Consider the following 16,037-nt stretch of genomic DNA (forward strand, 5'->3'; position numbering starts at 1 on the left):
CATTGAATTAAGTGCGATCGGGGTGGAATATGGTTTTAGAATCCAGCAGTAACGTTGACTCACTCAAATCCAGCAATAAAAAAAATAAAGAGTTTTACCTAGCTGTTCAACTAGCTATAGTAATAGTATTTCTAGCTATTTTGTCCAAATTTTTTATCATAGTCAACGCTGGAGAACGGGGCGTGCTGATGCAGTTTGGCAAAGTGCAAGAACAGGTACTAGGAGAAGGAATTCACGTAATAGTTCCCACAGTTTATACTGTAAAAAAGTTGAGCGTCAGGGTACAAAAACAGGAAAGTTCCGCTGAAGCTTCCTCAAAAGATTTGCAAGATGTTTTCACGGATGTAGCGCTCAATTGGCACATTATCCCAGAAGAAGCAAATGCTATTTTTCAACAAATAGGTGACGAAAAAGAAGTCGTGGCTCGCATTATCGATCCGGCAGTTGAAGAAGTATTAAAAGCAGTTATGGCCAAATACACGGCTGAAGAAATAATTACTAAACGGGGAGAAGTTAAAGCCGCAGTTGATGATTCTTTGACCTTGAGGCTGGTTACATATCACATTGCAGTAGACGATATTTCTTTAGTACACGTTCACTTTTCTGAGCGGTTTAGCGAGGCGGTGGAGGCGAAACAAATTGCCGAACAGGAGGCAAAAAGAGGGGAGTTTTTAGCGCTGAAGGCAGTAAAACAGGCCGAGGCTAAGGTGAATTTAGCCAAGGGAGAAGCCGAAGTGCAAAGGTTGCTGCGGGACAATTTGACTCCCGAACTTTTGGAAAGGCAGGCTATAGAAAAATGGGATGGGAAATTGCCGCTGATTGTTGGTGATGGGGGGAAAAATTTATTGGACTTGAGGAAATTGGTTGAGAGATAACAGCCCTGGACGCATCAGCCCAAAGAAACCGGGTTTTTTACCTAATCTGTGACCTACAACGAAGGATTTTCGGAAAAAAACCCGGTTTCTGACTATCGGTGCACAAGTCCCGTACAAAAATACAGGGAATTTAGCTTTTTATGTCGGTAAAAAACCCGGTTTCTTGAGTATTGGTGCGTAATACCAATTTTTTATGAGGTTGCATAGAATCCGATCCCCCCTAGCCAAGAGGGCGGGCACGGGGAGTAGGGGTCGCACCGCCCCTACTAAGGGGGGGACAAGATTCTTCTCAAAGTCAACCCCTACTCCCCAACAACCAGGGGGAGTAGGGGGTATGCGAGGGGGATCGAGATATGTGCAACTTCACATTAAATTGGTATAAGTCCTGAATTACCAATTATATCATGTCCGGTCGATTACCATGATTCTTGTAGGGGCGGGTTCACCAATAATATTTGCCCCTAACGGACAATCTCACAAACCCGCCCTGGCTTATGTATTATGGGCGATCGATCAGACATGATATTACCAGCACCTTAAGTTAATATCTGTTCAAAGGCTTTAGCAATTCCCGTTTGAAAGCGCTGTCGGTGTTTCAGTTTCAAAACAGGTTTAATTATTTCAAAAGATACATTTGAACTCGGTTCGCTAGCTGAAATTTTTATTGCTCGCAGTGTAGATAGCTGCAATTCTTTTTTTACCATCAATTCAGGAATAGCCGCTGCACCTGTGCCGCTTTCCACCACTGCTTTTACCATTTCACTGCTGTTCAAAACTAAAGTTACATTCAATTCCTGGGGATTAATGCCCCAACTTTGCAAAGCTTGTTCCAACATTTGCTGAACTCCAGAACCAGCTTCTCGCATCACCCAATCCGTTTTCGCAATTTCCGTTAAACTCACCTCTGCACGTTCAAACCAAGGGTGAGATTTGCCAACTACAATCAGCAAGCGTTCGCTGCCTACAACTTCTTCCTCCAGAGTGCTCTTAAGTGAAGCTTTAATATCTCCCGTCACTAAACCCAAATCAAATGTTCCCGTCGCCGTCCCCGCACAAATTTCTTCGGCATTTGCCAGAGTACAATTCACGCAAATACCAGGATATTTTTGTTTGAACTTGCTAAGTTTATCAGGCAACCAATAATTGCCAATGGTCAGACTGCAACCCAAGTTTAATTCGCCTCGCTGCAAGTCGTTCAACTCCCGCAAACCTCTCTCTGTCAAAGCAACTTGGTCTAGAATTTTCTGCGTTTCAACTTGCAGCAACTTCCCAGCATCTGTGATTTCGATGCGGCGGCCGATGCGGTGGAATAGTTTTACTCCGTATTGCGCCTCTAAGCTTTGGATTGTCGCACTGACAGCGGGTTGGGTGATGTAAAGTTCCTCCGCTGCGCGGCTGAAGTGCAGATGTTCCGCGACAGCTAGAAAAACTCGCAGTTGGTCAAGCGTCATTCCGGCCATGCTGAGGGTTCCTTTACTAAATACAGTTATTTTTTGAGATTAAAATCTCTTGCGGCTAAGCTTTGACGTGAACTTTTCGATCGAGTCTCTGGTACAGGTTGGAATTACCAAAAAAGGACGGTTGCCAGCCGCTATTTAAATTTTCCTTTTAATATCAAGGGTTTGGGCTGGTGGCGACAGATAGGTGTCGTCTTCCAACAGTTCTTTGGCTGCAGCATTGCATCACTTGTATTTATTAATTCGATAAAAAATACCATTTGATTCTACCTGTCAAGAGCCTTAAGGTGATACTTAAGCTTCTAACGCAGGGCCCGATGCTGAAGCAGCACCGACAAGTTTAAGCCGATCGCCAAAAGTCGATCGGCAACAAGAGAGAAGATAAATGACTAAGAAAACGCCAAAAAATCACAGTCCCCACGGCTTAAAGCCGGACTGCCTCTCGTTTGGAGAGGTTTTAGCTCAATCCTTTGCCGTCATTGCACCTACAACGATACCAGCATCTAATATAGGGTTAATCGTCGCTCTTTCGGGTAACGGGGCTTGGCTGAGCTTTCTCATCGGCTTGATAGGCCTAGTATTTGTCAGCATCAATATCAACCAATTTGCAAGTCGATCGGCTTCTGCCGGTTCTCTTTATTCTTATATTGTTAAAGGACTAGGCCCGACTGCCGGCGTAATTTGCGGCTGGAGTTTGGTACTGGCTTATCTATTTACTGCGATGGCCGTTTTGTGTGGTTTTGCCAACTTTACTGGTACTTTCATCGGTCATTTAGGCATCCATCCGTCACCGATTACGCTGTTAGCGATCGGGGCCGGCGTTGCTTGGTATGCAGGTTATAAAGATATCCAACTCTCAGCTATGGCGATGCTGTGGCTGGAGGGGGCATCAGTGGCAGCGATTTTTATCTTGGGAATGATCATCTGGGCGCACAAAGGTTTTGCCCTGGATATGTCGCAATTAACTTTGGAAGGCGTAACTCCCGGCAATATAGCGACGGGACTTGTATTAGTCATGTTTGGTTTCTCTGGTTTTGAAAGCGCTACATCTCTGGGCGACGAAGCGAAAAAACCCTTAAAAAATATCCCCAGGGCTGTCATGGGCAGTGCTGTCATGGCAGGCTTATTCTTCATTTTGATGACCTATATTGAGGTTTTGGGTTTTAGCGGTACAGGAGTTTCTATTACTAATAGTGAAGAACCTCTGACTTTTCTGGCGCAACAAGTGGGCATGGGTTGGCTGGGAGAGTTAGTGGCTTTCGGCGCTTTATTTAGCTTTTTTGCTTGCGTGCTCGGCAGCATCAATCCAGCCGCGAGAGTGTTTTTTATGATGGCGCGGCACGGTTTGTTTCACTCTTCATTAGGTGTAGCGCATTCGTCTAATAGAACTCCCCACGTTGCAGTAACGATGTGTACATTTATGACATTTTTGGTGCCTGCTGTGATGTCTATGTTTAACATCAAACTGTTCGATTGTATGGGTTATTTGGGGGCAATTTGCAGCTACGGATTTTTAACCGTGTACGTCTTAATTTCGATCGCCGCACCGATGTACCTGCACAAAATTGGTAAATTGCGCGTGCGGGATGTGGTGTTCTCGGTGGCGGCGATCGCATTTATGATGATTCCGATTGCGGGCAGCGTGGGCATTCCAGGCAGCACTATGTTCCCACCTCCAGAAGCTCCTTACAATGCCTTTCCTTACTTGTTCTTGATGTACTTGGTGGCTACTTGCGGATGGTTTTTCTGGCAACGGCTGCGTTCTCCGGGACTTGTGGGTTCGATGGAGCAGGGTATTGACGCAATTCATGCCAGATTCGAGGAAGAAAATGCAATTTACGGTGGTGTTCGATTGAAAGCAGTTCCCTTTGACAGTGATCGTTTTTGATTAACAGTTACCAGTTCACAGTCAGGACTAATAGTTTTTAGCAACTGGGTTTTTACTGAGATATTGCAGCATTGTCAATCAGCATTTCAATGGCGGGCTAGAATCAAGAACCCACAATAAAATTTAATTTTTGTGGAACGGGCATCTTGCCCGTTCCGAAGATACGATCCCAGCGAGTACAACCAAATAAAAAATCTGAGGAGACACAGAAATGAATGAATTACTAACAGCTATTTCGACGGGAATGACAGCTTTTACGGCTACGAATCTGGACGATATTCTGATTCTGCTGCTGTTTTTTTCGCAGGTGAATGCAGTATTTCGGCGCAGGCATATCGTGTTCGGTCAGTTTCTGGGCTTTACTGCACTGGTTTTTGTTAGCCTTCCGGGGTTTTTTGGCCGCTTAATCTTTCCCCCAGATTGGATCGGAATGCTGGGTTTGCTGCCAATTGCGATCGGGCTTAGCCGCTTGCTGAATTCCGAAACTGACGATTCGGAAGTTGAGGCAGAATTAGAGCAATCTGAGAAATCTTTTTTTAGCAGTTTTCTGTCTCCTCAAACTTACAGCGTAGCAGCGGTGACGGTGGCCAATGGCGGCGACAATATCGGGATATATGTGCCGCTTTTTGCTAGCAATACTTTAGAAAGTTTGGCGGTGATTCTCGGCGTATTCTTCGCGATGGTGGGCGTTTGGTGCTACGCTGCTTATCGGTTAATTCAGATGCGGGCGATCGCAGATACTTTGACTCGCTACGGCAATCAGCTTGTGCCTTTTGTTTTAATCGGATTGGGAATGGCGATTCTGGTTAAAAGCGGCACTCTGGCAAGCCCAACTTTAAGTATAATATCTTTAGTGGGTTGCGGTTTCTGTTTGATAACGATGAGCAGAAGTAACGCCAGCGGAACTGAAGTTTAGAAAAATTGCAGGGACAGCACATGAATTGGATTGCAGCAGCGATTATTGCCGGGATTACATCTTTTGCCGCAACCAATATCGACGATATGGTGCTTTCGATGCTGTTCTTCGCCCAAGTAAATGATACTTTCCGCCCCCGGCATATCTTTGTCGGTAAGTACCTCGGATTTGCAGCACTCATCGCTGCTAGTTTGCCCGGTTTTTTTGGTGGGTTAATTGTGCCGAAAGCTTGGATTGGTTTGCTGGGTTTGGTTCCGATCGCGATCGGCATCAGTCACTTGGTCAAGAGAGAAAATGATGAAGATGAAGTACAAGCAGTATCGGGCGAATTTAACCGGAAATCTAATTCACCTGTGTCAAAGCTAGTAAATCTTTTCAACCCCCAAACTTTGAATGTGGCTGCGGTAACAGTGGCTAACGGGGGTGACAACATCGGTATTTACTTGCCGCTGTTTGCTAGCAGCGATTTGCCGAGCTTGCTGGTGATTTTGGCGGTTTTCTCGGTGATGGTAGGTGTTTGGTCTTATGTCGCTTACCGGTTAACTCGCCAAAGGGCGATCGCCCATATTTTGACTCGCTATACCAAGGCTGCTGTCCCTTTTGTATTGATTGGTTTGGGAATATTCATCCTGATTGAAAGTGGTAGTTATCGGCTGATCCCGCCATTTTAATCTAACTAATAATCAGCCAAGGTTCCGCTAGTTTCATCCCTCTATAGGTAGATAATTTGCCATAAGTCATAAGTCCTAACTCATCACTTTTCCCTTAACAATTGTTTGCTAAAAAGTTGCGCTAAATCGCTTGAAATTTATCAACAAATATGCTAAGTTAATAATGAAGTGAGTGACCAAGCTAAAACCAGCTTCAAACTAATTTAGCCTCAAGTAGTCACGAAACTTGAAACCATCTTTTGAGCTAGCCAATTGCCAGACTTAGGCAACAATATACCTCTTGTCTCAAGAAATCCTGTAGTGGTGAATCAAACCGAGCTAAAAAATTGAGGATTAATCCCTAAACGCTCGCCCGCTCGCTTCGCCACTACCCCACGCCGAGCGACTTTGACAATAGGTATAATGCTAAAAAAACAGATTTTTCGCTTCGGCAAAATTTGGTTTTTCAGGCAAACCAGTTAAAGAGATATCGTTTTTGCCTAAGTCCTAAAATAGCAAGCAAAAAGAAAGTTGGAAAAAACCTGACAATCGAGAAAAGGAGAAAAATTGTGAAAATCTTCAAATTTGTTTTAGTGCTCTTGGTAATGGCCGCCAATTTACTATTTGTTCCCCCATCCTGGGCCGACGCTCCAAAAACGCCGAAATATGCAAGCAATCCCGACTACATAGAGGTGACTCAAGCTCTGAACACTCTCAAGGCAGCGAAAGACGCACCCAATATCGCCCAGAATTATACCCCTGAAGAACTCCAGAAAAAAATCTCTCAATTGGAGTTTCAAAAATACACTTTAGAAACGGGAAAACCTTGGGGTCAGTGCCGCAACGAGACAGGAAAAACCCTGGCTGTCTACGGCCCGAAACGCAAAAAAGCAGCGGAGTCTTCTTACGAGAATGCCCTTTATTTTCTAGCTGACGGCCAAACAACTGAACATAAATGGGATTGCGATGGAATTTATCTAGCCAGCGATGTCAAAGCAACCGATTTAAGAACGACCGATCAACCTTCAGAAGAATTGACGGGCGGTCTAGCTGTTAAGATAGTTGACGGAACTCAAGTTGTAGCCAGAGCTAATCCCGATACGGGGGCTGTAGAATTCAACGTTCCTACTGCTAAGGTTTTCCAGCCTGGGGATGCGAATTGGTTTGTTCCTGATGTGACTCAGGCTTACATAGATACGCAAGTTCCCAACGCACCTACTGAGGAAAATGATTAGTTTTGGTGAAGTTGTAATGCGATCGGCTGTTTAAAGCCCGTTGCAACGCAAAATCCCGCCGGGGAGCAATCCCCGGCGGATAATCATCCCAGCGCAAATATATCGGTTTACCTTCTCATTTCCCGTTAAAATTAAAAGGTTTATCTATGCTATTAAATTGGAAATCCACAAAAGTAAATACAGAAAAAATTAAGCGACCAAATCCGTCGCGGGTGCGGGATCACTTGGCAAACGAGCGCACTTATTTAGCATGGATGCGGACAGCAATATCGCTGATGGGTTTTGGCGTAGTTATCGTGCGCCTTCGCACCTTTCATCCCCCTCTACTCCCAACTCCCGGCAATGGCTGGAAGTTGGGTTTGCTTTTTTCAGCAGTGGGTTTGCTGACGGTGTTATTCTCAACTAAGCACTACTTTGGCGTCCGTCACGATATCGATTACGATACTTATGAACCTACCGATCGCTGGGTAATTCTTTTCAGCCTCGCGATCGCCCTCCTAGGGGCTGGGGTAATTTATTATATGTTCACCGTTCCTTCTAGCTCATTTGGTTTGATGGCACCTGAATAATGGTGGCGGTTTAATATGAATATTAAAGAGTTCGATCGCGTGCAATTATCGTTCCAACTGAGATGTTGCACCATTGTCAAGAACAGGCTTTCCGGCCTGTTCCACAAAAAGTGCATTTTCTTGTGGGGAGTAGGGGGTTGGGCATCCTGCCCGCCCAAAAAAGGCTTATCGAGAATGGTGCAAGATGTGAGCTCCCACCGATGCAAGTAGATGATGAGAAACCAAACCTGCAAAATCTGTCGCGGGCGATCGATCGATCGGCAAATGAGCGCACCTTCTTAGCATGGATGCGGGCTGCGATCGCACTCATGGGTTTTGGCGTCGTCATCATCCGACTTCGCGTGGTGCAAATGCCCGTACATTACCGTCAGGCGATGGGGTGGAAGTTGGGTTTAATTTTCTCTCTAATAGGTTGGGTGACAGTCTTAATCTCAACTAAGCACTACTTCACTGTTCGCCACCAAATTGACCACGATACCTACAATCCCCCAGACGGCATGGTTTTATTTTTCAGTTCCGCTGTGGGCTTATTGGGGATTGGAGTAATTTATTCAATTTTGGCAACCGCCCTGAGCCCAAGTAGTTTTGTAATACCCGATTGATTGTCAACAGGAGTTAATCATGAACAGCGATACAGTTGCCACGATCGCTTCCATTCTCATCTTAGCTGCTGCTATCTGGGCAGCATTCGTAGTGCTTGAGACAGTCGCGAAAATAGTCCCGAAATTGCTGGGCGTGACAGTCGCGATCGGGCTTTTGCTCGTTTACCTGCAATTTTACTGGGGAATCGACACCGCATATCTTTGGCAAACAGTCAAGCATTTGCCGGAAACTTTCAATTTGTCGATCGGCGCCTAAATTATCACCAGCCAGCATTCTCAACAACCTCTCTCGGATAGATATTTTAGTACCGCAAACAAAGTATATTTAGCCGATTCCACAAAATACGGTAACTAGATTGACTTACTAGACATAACTGATTTGTGCTGTTAAACTACGGTAAGTCGATCGAGTAATGAGCTATTAACGTGGAAAACGCTAAAAAAGTCATTGAAGAGTACCAGCTTGCAGGACAACTAAGCCAACAGTTGCCCGAAGCTAAGGGCTTTAACGAAGTCTGGTTTAAAAAGATCAGAGGCGGGTTGCTTCTGGCAATTGGATATTTGCTATCACCCCTGTGTTGGTGGAACGACATATTTTTCAATCTGCCAATTGCCTACGCCTTTGGGTATATCTGTAGCTGGCTTTCCCCAGATTTACTGTTTCCTTGCACAATTGTCGGCTACTGGCTTTCCAATATTGTGGGAATTCTGTTGATGCAGCTAGGAACTTTAGATGTTTTTGCCGACAAACCCAAGGAAAAAAACCTCAAAAAAGAGTTATTGACGGGTTTAGTATCATCAACCGCCTTCACTGTTGTCATTGTGGCATTGATTCATTTTAATGTTCTCGAAACTCCCGATTTCTTTTCCGGCAAGGACTCGGTTAACCTCAGCTATGCTTTACCTGTGACGCTCGTCACTTCAAGGTAGAAAGCCGAATATAAACCCCATAAATAAATCCAGGGTTTTTCATCAGTTACACAGGTACCTATAAGAAAATCAGGGAGCTTTTACACTACATTTTTTGTAGTTTTGTTGATTTGCATTTACTTACTTTAACCAAGATTTTTGTAGCTTAAGACGCGAGAAATCTCAAGCGTTTAAAAGCAAAATTCCTGGCAACGCATATTGAAATGCAAGCGATATTTAGCCTGTGTAGCTGTGTTGTTCTAGCCACCCAAGTTATCTATTTGTTGGTTGGCAGCGCTTAAATACACAGTTTTTGGGCATAACCGTGAACTACTTATTACTATCGTTTCTCAGCTTTTTCGTGGGCATTATCGTTGGTTTGACCGGAGTTGGCGGAGCGTCGCTCATCACCCCAATGTTAATTTTTGTTTTCCAAATTCCAGCATCAATTGCTATTAGTTCGGATGTCGTAGCTGCCACACTGATGAAAGTTGTTGGCGGCTTCAAACACTGGCAGCAAAAGACCCTCGACTTGCAAATAGTTAAGTGGCTGGCTTTGGGCAGCGTGCCCGGTTCGCTGACTGGCGTGTGGATTTTACACTGCATCAAATCCAGCGGAAGTCAGGACTTAGACAGCATATTGCTGCGCTGTCTCGGAGTAGGGATCGCACTAATTGTCGCTTTATCGCTGACCAAATTAGTGGTCAAAACATTTTTCCCTAGTTTTAAATTGCCTTCCCCCGCTAAATGGGACTTAAATACTAATTATGGCCGTATTTGTACAGTGAGTGCGGCAGCAATTTTAGGCTGCATAGTGGGAATCACTAGCGTGTCTTCCGGTGCGATGTTTGCACTGTTGCTGATTGCTTTTTTCCGCCTGGATACTTCTAAATTGGTGGGTACAGATATTTCGCAGGCGGCAATTTTGTTGATGTTTACATCTCTGGGACACCTCAGCCTCGGAACGGTAGACTGGAGTTTAGTTTTGCCCATTTGGTTGGGTTCGGTGCCGGGAGTTTTAGTAGGTGCTAAATTATGCCAAATTATGCCTCAACGCCCGCTAAAGTTTGTTATTTACGGAATGTTGGCGATGGCTAGTTGGAAGTTGTATCAAGTCTGAAACGTAGGGTAAGGTCAGGAGTATTGCTGTCAACAAATATGCGCTTTCGCTGCAGTCCGGCAGGGGTTTAAACCCCTGCCTCAAAGCTGAAGTCCTCGCTATGAGGACTATTAACTCATGAGTCCTCATAGCGAGGACTTTCGCTTTGAGCCAGGGAATTAATTCCCTGGCGGTCTTTCGGGTTAAGCTGATATCAATGCCGCAGGAGGGGCGATCGCCCAACCTACAATTTAATACTTGCTGACTAATGCTTCGAGTTCGCTGACAGTCGGTAATTCTAAATCTTTGAACAAGGCTGTACTGAGGTAGCGTTCGCCATAAGAAGGCTGCACAAAAACTATCAATTTTCCTGCATTTTCGGGACGCTTGCCGACTTCAATTGCAGCAAACAAAGCAGCGCCTGCTGAGATTCCTGACAATAATCCTTCTTCTCTGGCTAGTCGGCGGCTGTAGGCGATCGCATCTGCGTCGCTAACTGCAATTGTTTCATCAATTAACTCTGGTTTCAACACTTCCGGGATGAATCCTGCACCAATCCCTTGAATTTTGTGAGCACCAGATTTGCCTCCAGAAAGTACAGGGCTGCTGGCTGGTTCAACTGCAATTACCCTAAAACTAGACTTTCGCGGTTTAATTACTTCAGCAACTCCAGTAATCGTACCGCCGGTGCCAACTCCAGCAACTAAAAAATCTACTTTACCCTCTGTATCTTCCCAAATTTCCTCGGCCGTTGTCTCCCGATGAATTTTTGGATTAGCGGGGTTGCGAAACTGTTGCAGCATGAAAGCATCGGGCGTTTCTTCTACAATTTCTTCCGCACGGGCGATCGCGCTTAACATCCCTTCATGTCCCGGAGTTAATTCCAACTGAGCTCCGTAAGCTTTCAGCATCGATCGGCGTTCCGTGCTCATCGTATCCGGCATCGTTAAAATCAGACTGTAGCCTTTCGCCGCCGCAATCATTGCCAAAGCTATTCCAGTATTGCCTGAAGTCGGTTCAACTAAAATAGTTTTTCCCGGTTGAATTAACCCCGCATCTTCTGCCGCCTGAATCATGCTTGCCGCAATCCGATCTTTCACCGAAGCAGCCGGATTCATCCCTTCCAATTTTGCCACAATTCGAGCAACTACTCCTTCGGCTTGGGGAATTTTATTGAGCTGAACTAAAGGAGTTCTACCAATTATTCCTGTAACATCCTTAGCAATTCTCATGGCTTAATTTCTCTCCCTTTAAATGTAGTACATGGGATGTGCTTGTTTGCGAACATCCCGCTGTTCGCACAAATCTTGTAATGTGTATTTCCCCAAAACAGACCAAGATGCCTGTTGAGCTTCCTGCCAGATTTCTAGCACCGCAGTTTTTTCTATTGTTACAGATTCCGAAACTTTTTGGGTCGGGCCACTGCCGGATCCTTCGAGTGTCGAAAACACCTCTAGCAAAGTAATCTGCCAAGGCTCTTTCGCGAGCAAATAACCGCCTTTGGCACCCCGCAGACTCTGGACAATACTTGCACGCCGCAGCACGGCAAGAATTTGGTCTAGATAGCGTTCGGGTATCTCACCAGAAGCAGTAAGTTCGCTTACTGTTAGGGGCGAATCCTTGGGGTAGTGGCTCGCCAATTCCAAGAGCGCTAACAGGGCATATTGTACTCTAGAAGATAGTTCCACATTCCCCACTGGCGATCGAGTTTAAATTGTACATTATATCATAGTACACAATTCCGGTAGGTGTACAGGTGTTAATATATCTTTATTACAAAAACGGTTGGAGAAACCCCGTGAGCAACGTAAATTTAGGTTTAAGCTGTCGGCACTGTCGGTATTACGAGCAGCACGGGCACAGGGGCGGAAACTGCCTGATGCTCGGCGTGGGGGTACAGGGTGGGTGGAAAGCTTGCCCCTTCTTGGTTCGGCCCTTTGCACCGTCTTGGGAATACCCCGAAGCGGGTAGAGCAGGAGAGTCTCAAATGTTGCAGGGAGCGAGTATTTTACAGGCAATACCGCCGCCTTAAAGTAAGGGCTAAGTAGGTAGGCGGATATATACTGTGTCATCGTTAAGTTTCTTCATACTCACCTTCTTAAGGGTAGTCAACAGGTGCGAGATATCGCATCTGTTGGCAGTGAGAAGACAGAAATCAACACAAAGAAAAAAACAAGTGCGATTGTTGCCCTTGCTTTTGAACTTATTGACGAGTCGATGATTAAATTTAATTAACGCAAATTCGATACAAATTATCTGTTGCCCAGACCATTCTGAATTTGATCGAAGATTGCACCGTCACCTTTGAACAGGCACGATTTTAACAGAGCGGCTGATTTAAGAGAAAATACTGGCAAACCTGTTTTTTTCTTAAATGGCTGCAAGACAATATCTGCGAGATGATGATTCCGCATTGATGCTTGTTAGTTCCTCTTGTTTTTCTCAGGTCGATTGAGCGCATAATTAAGTTTAATGCGCTTGATATAGGGCAATACGGTTCAGATAAGACTGATCCCCCCTAGCCCCCCTTAAGAAGGGGGGGACAAGAGGTTGCTCTTGCGTCCCCCTTCTTATCAGATAAGACCGATCCCCCCTAGCCCCCCTTAAAAAGGGGGGGACAAGAGGTTGCTCTTGCGTCCCCCTTCTTATCAGATAAGACCGATCCCCCCCTAGCCCCCCTTAAGAAAGGGGGGACAAGAGGTTGCTCTTGCGTCCCCCTTCTTATCAGATAAGACTGATCCCCCCTAGCCCCCCTTAAGAAGGGGGGGACAAGAGGTTGCTCTTGCGTCCCCCTTCTTAAGGGGGATTTAGGGGGATCTCCGGGGGATTAGCAGTGTTAACTGAACCGTATTGTGATATAGGGCAAATGCAGCCTGATGAGATTTGCCCGGATAATCTATAAGATTTCGCTGATGTGGCAATTCTTATTAATGGCAACAGTGGCAAGATTGAGAGACTGTTTTGCTAGCAGTTTGGCGATCTATCTTGGGAGCATCTCACCTTTGCAGCCCTCCGCTAGAAATTGGAGTTTTGAGGCAGGAGGCAGGAGGCAGGAGGCAGAAGGAAAGAGGCAGAAGGAAAGAAGAAGAAGGAAGGAGCCAGAAGAAGGAAGGAGCCAGAAGAAGTATTTTTACAAATATGAGATGCTCCCTCTATCTTTGGGTGCGATCGCCACCTCTCTCTACTTAATCTAATACATTAAACTATTAAATACTTAATGTCTACAGATAAACAGTAGTTTGTTGTTTTAGGCGCGCTTGGCGGGAAAACGCGACCTGCGGGTAGGGACAAAGGCTTTGCCTTTGTCCCTACAGAGGTCGATCGCCCATGAATGCTGGAAATTAATTCTCAAGTCGCAAGAGCGATCGCAATTTAATTCCCGCAACGCTGCCCAACAAAGCAGTCGCAATCCACAGCCAACCGTGCAAACTGGTAGAAGCAATACCGCTAAAAAAAGCGCCGACATTGCAGCCAAAAGCCAGCAACGCTCCGTAACCCATCAGGAAACCGCCGCTCAAAACGGCTGCAACTTTGGGTAACGACAGGTTTGTTTTGACGGCGAACTTGCCAGCCAAGGCCGCTGCTAAAATTGCACCCAAAACAATGCCAAAATTCATCACGGAAGTAACATCAGCAAAGATGCCTTTTTGCAGGGATTCCAATTTGTCTGGAGTATTCCAAAACGGGTTAGTTGTGGGATTCCAACCGAAAGCGGTAGCAAGTTCTGCCGCCCACAAAGTAAACCCCCAAGTCACTCCCCAAGGCCGGCCGTCAATTAACAGTTTTACCCAGTTGAGAAAGGCAAGGGCAAAAGCTCCGGCAGCCAGAGGCCAAGGGCCGTAAAGCCATCGATTTTTGATGTGGGATTGGGGATTTTTGAGGAGAGAATCTGCAGTTACGGGTTGCTTGCCGTTGGTGCGATTCCACTGCCAGAGGGCGATCGCAATTAACAGAAATACGCTTAGCTGCAAGATGACTGCGGGCATCCATCCCAAAGTTTTTCCTAAAGATATCGGTGGCAGCGAGGGCAAATGCCACAGGTGTCTGGTCAAACTTCCTGCAAAAGAACCGATGCAAAAAGTCAGCAGCGTTAATAGCATTGACGCGCTGCCGCCGCCAATTGTCCAAAGCGTGCCGCAAGCGCAGCCGCTGCCCAATTGCATTCCAATTCCGAATATAAAAGCGCCGATCGCATTTTGCCAGCCCACAGGCGCAACAGCCCCGGCTATTTTGTGTCCGAATGCCTCTCCTGATGCAAGTACGGGAGCAAAAAGTACAGTAGCAATTCCTAACATCAACAAGTGCGCTAAAACACCTGTAATATCGCGATCGGCAAATAATTTGCGGTAAGCAGAAGCAAAGCCAAAACTTGCATGATACAAACTCGCGCCCAGCAAGCCTCCAATCAGAAATAAAACGCTCTGCCGCCAGCCGTAGGCGCTCAAACCGGCCGCACCAGCAGCAAATAGCGTCAGTATCAGAGCTAAAATCGGACGCTGCGATCGGGGCGGCGAAGTTTTTGTCAGCGGTGAAAAAGCAATTTCTGCGGTGTTATTCACAATAAAATACTTGACTCCAGAAACAACTGTAAAGCGAGGCAGAGCCTCCATTTTAGCGCTAAGTTTTTCGCGGGGAAGTCTCCGATTTTTCCTCGGGTTGTTCGCTAGGAGTGCAAGCAACGGAATTATCTGCTTGTCGGTGCTCAGCTATTGTTGATAAACCAAAGCCAATCGAGCTGATTATTCCGAGCATTGATATCGAGATAATTACTGTTTTCATTCTACCTCTTCGGTCAATTTTTAGCCAAAATTGCTGTTAACTACAGATTTGTTTTCTACACTGCTTGTTCCGGACCAGTTTCTACAGGTAAATTAGTCTGACTGTATTCAGTCCAAGAACCTTCGTAGATTCTGACTTTCGGATAGTTCAGCAAGTGTTTCAAAACTACATATTGCAGCGTTGCTTCCCGCCCCGTACTGCAAGTAACGATGATGTCGCTGTTGCGATCGATCTTTTTAGCTGCCAAAATCTGCTTGATTTCGTCGAGAGACTTCAACTTGTGCGGGTTTTCAGCATCGGTAAAAGTCGGCCAGGGAATGTTGCGAGCGCCGGGAATGTGTCCGTTGCGCGTCCAGATTTTTTCTTCCCCTTGAAATAGTTTTTCCGGTCTGGGATCGATGAATGTGACGCCTGCTTTGCCAATTAAATTTTTGACTTCATCCAGGGTGACACGAATTGATTTGTTGTCTCGCACAGTCAGTGTACCTGCCGCGTATTTGGGAAACTCTTTCGTCACAGTTTGAGCTGCTTTGTAACCCGCATAACCTCCGTCGATAACTGCTATGTCCGAGTGTCCCAATCGCTCCAATACGTAAGCAACCATTGTCGCGCCGAGAATGTCTCTGCCGTCGGAATAAACTGCGACGCGGCTGTTGTCTGTTACTCCTGCCCGCGATAGTAATTGCCCCAGTTTATCCGGCGTTAGATACTGTACTGGCAAACCGCTGTCCGGCCCGCGCAAGGTGTTGTCGGCGATGTTGACTGCGTTGGGAAGATGCCCGATAAAGTAGTCCATTGGATTGGTGCGGACATCGAGAATTCGCAGGTTTTTGTCGCTGGCGTTTTGGGCAACCCACGCGGGGGAAACGAATTGAATTTTAGTTTTTGATTCCGCTGCTTGGGTTGGGAAAAATGGGAACAGAGGAATTGCGATCGCCAGCACCGCTAGGACGGCAATTAATGCCCCTATTTTGTTTCTTTTGAATCGAGCTTTCAGCCATTTAGTTTTCATTTTCTTTCCTCTTGCATTGTCTCTGTCGAAAAGCACAAAAAGCTCC

Annotated in this window: 17 protein-coding genes; 12 read left to right on the forward strand and 5 right to left on the reverse strand. The window is 45.9% G+C overall.

Annotated elements, in window-relative coordinates:
- Nucleotides 1-29: 29 nt before the first annotated feature.
- Nucleotides 30-875, forward strand: coding sequence for a prohibitin family protein (locus QUA00_RS13760; RefSeq protein ID WP_333146409.1), 846 nt, complete (start codon nucleotides 30-32; stop codon nucleotides 873-875).
- Nucleotides 876-1,411: 536 nt separating this feature from the next.
- On the opposite strand, the gene QUA00_RS13765 is transcribed toward QUA00_RS13760, so the two are convergent.
- A complete protein-coding gene (locus tag QUA00_RS13765; RefSeq protein WP_333409972.1) occupies nucleotides 1,412-2,326 on the reverse strand; it encodes a LysR family transcriptional regulator in 915 nt (304 codons plus the stop codon).
- Nucleotides 2,327-2,717: 391 nt separating this feature from the next.
- Here QUA00_RS13765 and QUA00_RS13770 point away from each other — a divergent pair, with 391 nt between their 5' ends.
- From QUA00_RS13770 to QUA00_RS13810, 9 genes are all read left to right on the forward strand, one after another.
- Nucleotides 2,718-4,220 carry an APC family permease gene (locus QUA00_RS13770; RefSeq protein WP_333409973.1) on the forward strand — a complete coding sequence of 501 codons (1,503 nt, stop codon included), beginning with the start codon at nucleotides 2,718-2,720 and terminating at the stop codon, nucleotides 4,218-4,220.
- Between the two features lie 211 nt (nucleotides 4,221-4,431).
- Nucleotides 4,432-5,136 (forward strand): cadmium resistance transporter, encoded by a 705-nt coding sequence (locus QUA00_RS13775; protein ID WP_333409974.1) that lies wholly within the window; start codon nucleotides 4,432-4,434, stop codon nucleotides 5,134-5,136.
- A 20-nt stretch (nucleotides 5,137-5,156) separates the two neighbouring features.
- The gene (locus QUA00_RS13780; RefSeq protein WP_333409975.1) at nucleotides 5,157-5,807 is read left to right on the forward strand and encodes a cadmium resistance transporter; all 651 of its coding nucleotides are present in this window, start codon (nucleotides 5,157-5,159) and stop codon (nucleotides 5,805-5,807) included.
- Nucleotides 5,808-6,355: 548 nt separating this feature from the next.
- Entirely contained in the window at nucleotides 6,356-7,021 is a 666-nt protein-coding gene (locus tag QUA00_RS13785) for a hypothetical protein (protein WP_333409976.1), read from the forward strand.
- A gap of 146 nt (nucleotides 7,022-7,167) precedes the next feature.
- Nucleotides 7,168-7,590 (forward strand): DUF202 domain-containing protein, encoded by a 423-nt coding sequence (locus tag QUA00_RS13790; RefSeq protein WP_333284850.1) that lies wholly within the window; start codon nucleotides 7,168-7,170, stop codon nucleotides 7,588-7,590.
- Between the two features lie 200 nt (nucleotides 7,591-7,790).
- Entirely contained in the window at nucleotides 7,791-8,192 is a 402-nt protein-coding gene (locus tag QUA00_RS13795; protein WP_333409977.1) for a DUF202 domain-containing protein, read from the forward strand.
- A 19-nt stretch (nucleotides 8,193-8,211) separates the two neighbouring features.
- Nucleotides 8,212-8,448: a hypothetical protein gene (locus QUA00_RS13800; RefSeq protein ID WP_333146427.1), complete on the forward strand. Its 237-nt coding sequence runs from the start codon at nucleotides 8,212-8,214 to the stop codon at nucleotides 8,446-8,448.
- 170 nt (nucleotides 8,449-8,618) lie between these two features.
- Nucleotides 8,619-9,122 (forward strand): hypothetical protein, encoded by a 504-nt coding sequence (locus QUA00_RS13805; RefSeq protein WP_333409978.1) that lies wholly within the window; start codon nucleotides 8,619-8,621, stop codon nucleotides 9,120-9,122.
- A gap of 304 nt (nucleotides 9,123-9,426) precedes the next feature.
- The gene (locus QUA00_RS13810) at nucleotides 9,427-10,221 is read left to right on the forward strand and encodes a sulfite exporter TauE/SafE family protein (RefSeq protein WP_333409979.1); all 795 of its coding nucleotides are present in this window, start codon (nucleotides 9,427-9,429) and stop codon (nucleotides 10,219-10,221) included.
- A gap of 230 nt (nucleotides 10,222-10,451) precedes the next feature.
- Here the strand turns inward: QUA00_RS13810 and cysK are convergent, their stop codons facing one another.
- Both cysK and QUA00_RS13820 read right to left on the reverse strand, forming a co-directional pair.
- Nucleotides 10,452-11,432 carry a cysteine synthase A gene (cysK, locus tag QUA00_RS13815; protein WP_333409980.1) on the reverse strand — a complete coding sequence of 327 codons (981 nt, stop codon included), beginning with the start codon at nucleotides 11,430-11,432 and terminating at the stop codon, nucleotides 10,452-10,454.
- 18 nt (nucleotides 11,433-11,450) lie between these two features.
- Nucleotides 11,451-11,888: an Rrf2 family transcriptional regulator gene (locus tag QUA00_RS13820; RefSeq protein WP_333284842.1), complete on the reverse strand. Its 438-nt coding sequence runs from the start codon at nucleotides 11,886-11,888 to the stop codon at nucleotides 11,451-11,453.
- A gap of 110 nt (nucleotides 11,889-11,998) precedes the next feature.
- Between QUA00_RS13820 and QUA00_RS13825 the strand changes: the two genes are divergently transcribed.
- Complete coding sequence (locus QUA00_RS13825) at nucleotides 11,999-12,232, forward strand: hypothetical protein (RefSeq protein WP_333307953.1); 234 nt, start codon at nucleotides 11,999-12,001, stop codon at nucleotides 12,230-12,232.
- A gap of 880 nt (nucleotides 12,233-13,112) precedes the next feature.
- On the forward strand, nucleotides 13,113-13,394 hold the full coding sequence (locus tag QUA00_RS13830; RefSeq protein ID WP_333409981.1) for a hypothetical protein: 282 nt from the start codon (nucleotides 13,113-13,115) through the stop codon (nucleotides 13,392-13,394).
- Nucleotides 13,395-13,541: 147 nt separating this feature from the next.
- Here QUA00_RS13830 and QUA00_RS13835 read toward each other — a convergent pair whose 3' ends face one another.
- The gene (locus QUA00_RS13835) at nucleotides 13,542-14,810 is read right to left on the reverse strand and encodes a YeeE/YedE family protein (RefSeq protein WP_333143091.1); all 1,269 of its coding nucleotides are present in this window, start codon (nucleotides 14,808-14,810) and stop codon (nucleotides 13,542-13,544) included.
- 224 nt (nucleotides 14,811-15,034) lie between these two features.
- On the reverse strand, nucleotides 15,035-15,991 hold the full coding sequence (locus QUA00_RS13840) for a sulfurtransferase (protein ID WP_333143092.1): 957 nt from the start codon (nucleotides 15,989-15,991) through the stop codon (nucleotides 15,035-15,037).
- Between the last annotated feature and the right edge of the window lie 46 nt (nucleotides 15,992-16,037).

Source organism: Microcoleus sp. T2B6, from assembly GCF_036700475.1.
Classification (GTDB): domain Bacteria; phylum Cyanobacteriota; class Cyanobacteriia; order Cyanobacteriales; family Microcoleaceae; genus Microcoleus.

Coding starts and splice junctions, on each gene's coding strand:
- QUA00_RS13795 (WP_333409977.1), top strand. CDS start 7,791: ATGCAAGTAGATGATGAGAAACCAAACCTGCAAAATCTGTCGCGGGCG.
- QUA00_RS13840 (WP_333143092.1), bottom strand. CDS start 15,991: ATGAAAACTAAATGGCTGAAAGCTCGATTCAAAAGAAACAAAATAGGG.
- QUA00_RS13780 (WP_333409975.1), top strand. CDS start 5,157: ATGAATTGGATTGCAGCAGCGATTATTGCCGGGATTACATCTTTTGCC.
- QUA00_RS13760 (WP_333146409.1), top strand. CDS start 30: ATGGTTTTAGAATCCAGCAGTAACGTTGACTCACTCAAATCCAGCAAT.
- QUA00_RS13830 (WP_333409981.1), top strand. CDS start 13,113: ATGTGGCAATTCTTATTAATGGCAACAGTGGCAAGATTGAGAGACTGT.
- QUA00_RS13835 (WP_333143091.1), bottom strand. CDS start 14,810: ATGGAGGCTCTGCCTCGCTTTACAGTTGTTTCTGGAGTCAAGTATTTT.
- QUA00_RS13800 (WP_333146427.1), top strand. CDS start 8,212: ATGAACAGCGATACAGTTGCCACGATCGCTTCCATTCTCATCTTAGCT.
- cysK (WP_333409980.1), bottom strand. CDS start 11,432: ATGAGAATTGCTAAGGATGTTACAGGAATAATTGGTAGAACTCCTTTA.
- QUA00_RS13765 (WP_333409972.1), bottom strand. CDS start 2,326: ATGACGCTTGACCAACTGCGAGTTTTTCTAGCTGTCGCGGAACATCTG.
- QUA00_RS13770 (WP_333409973.1), top strand. CDS start 2,718: ATGACTAAGAAAACGCCAAAAAATCACAGTCCCCACGGCTTAAAGCCG.
- QUA00_RS13790 (WP_333284850.1), top strand. CDS start 7,168: ATGCTATTAAATTGGAAATCCACAAAAGTAAATACAGAAAAAATTAAG.
- QUA00_RS13775 (WP_333409974.1), top strand. CDS start 4,432: ATGAATGAATTACTAACAGCTATTTCGACGGGAATGACAGCTTTTACG.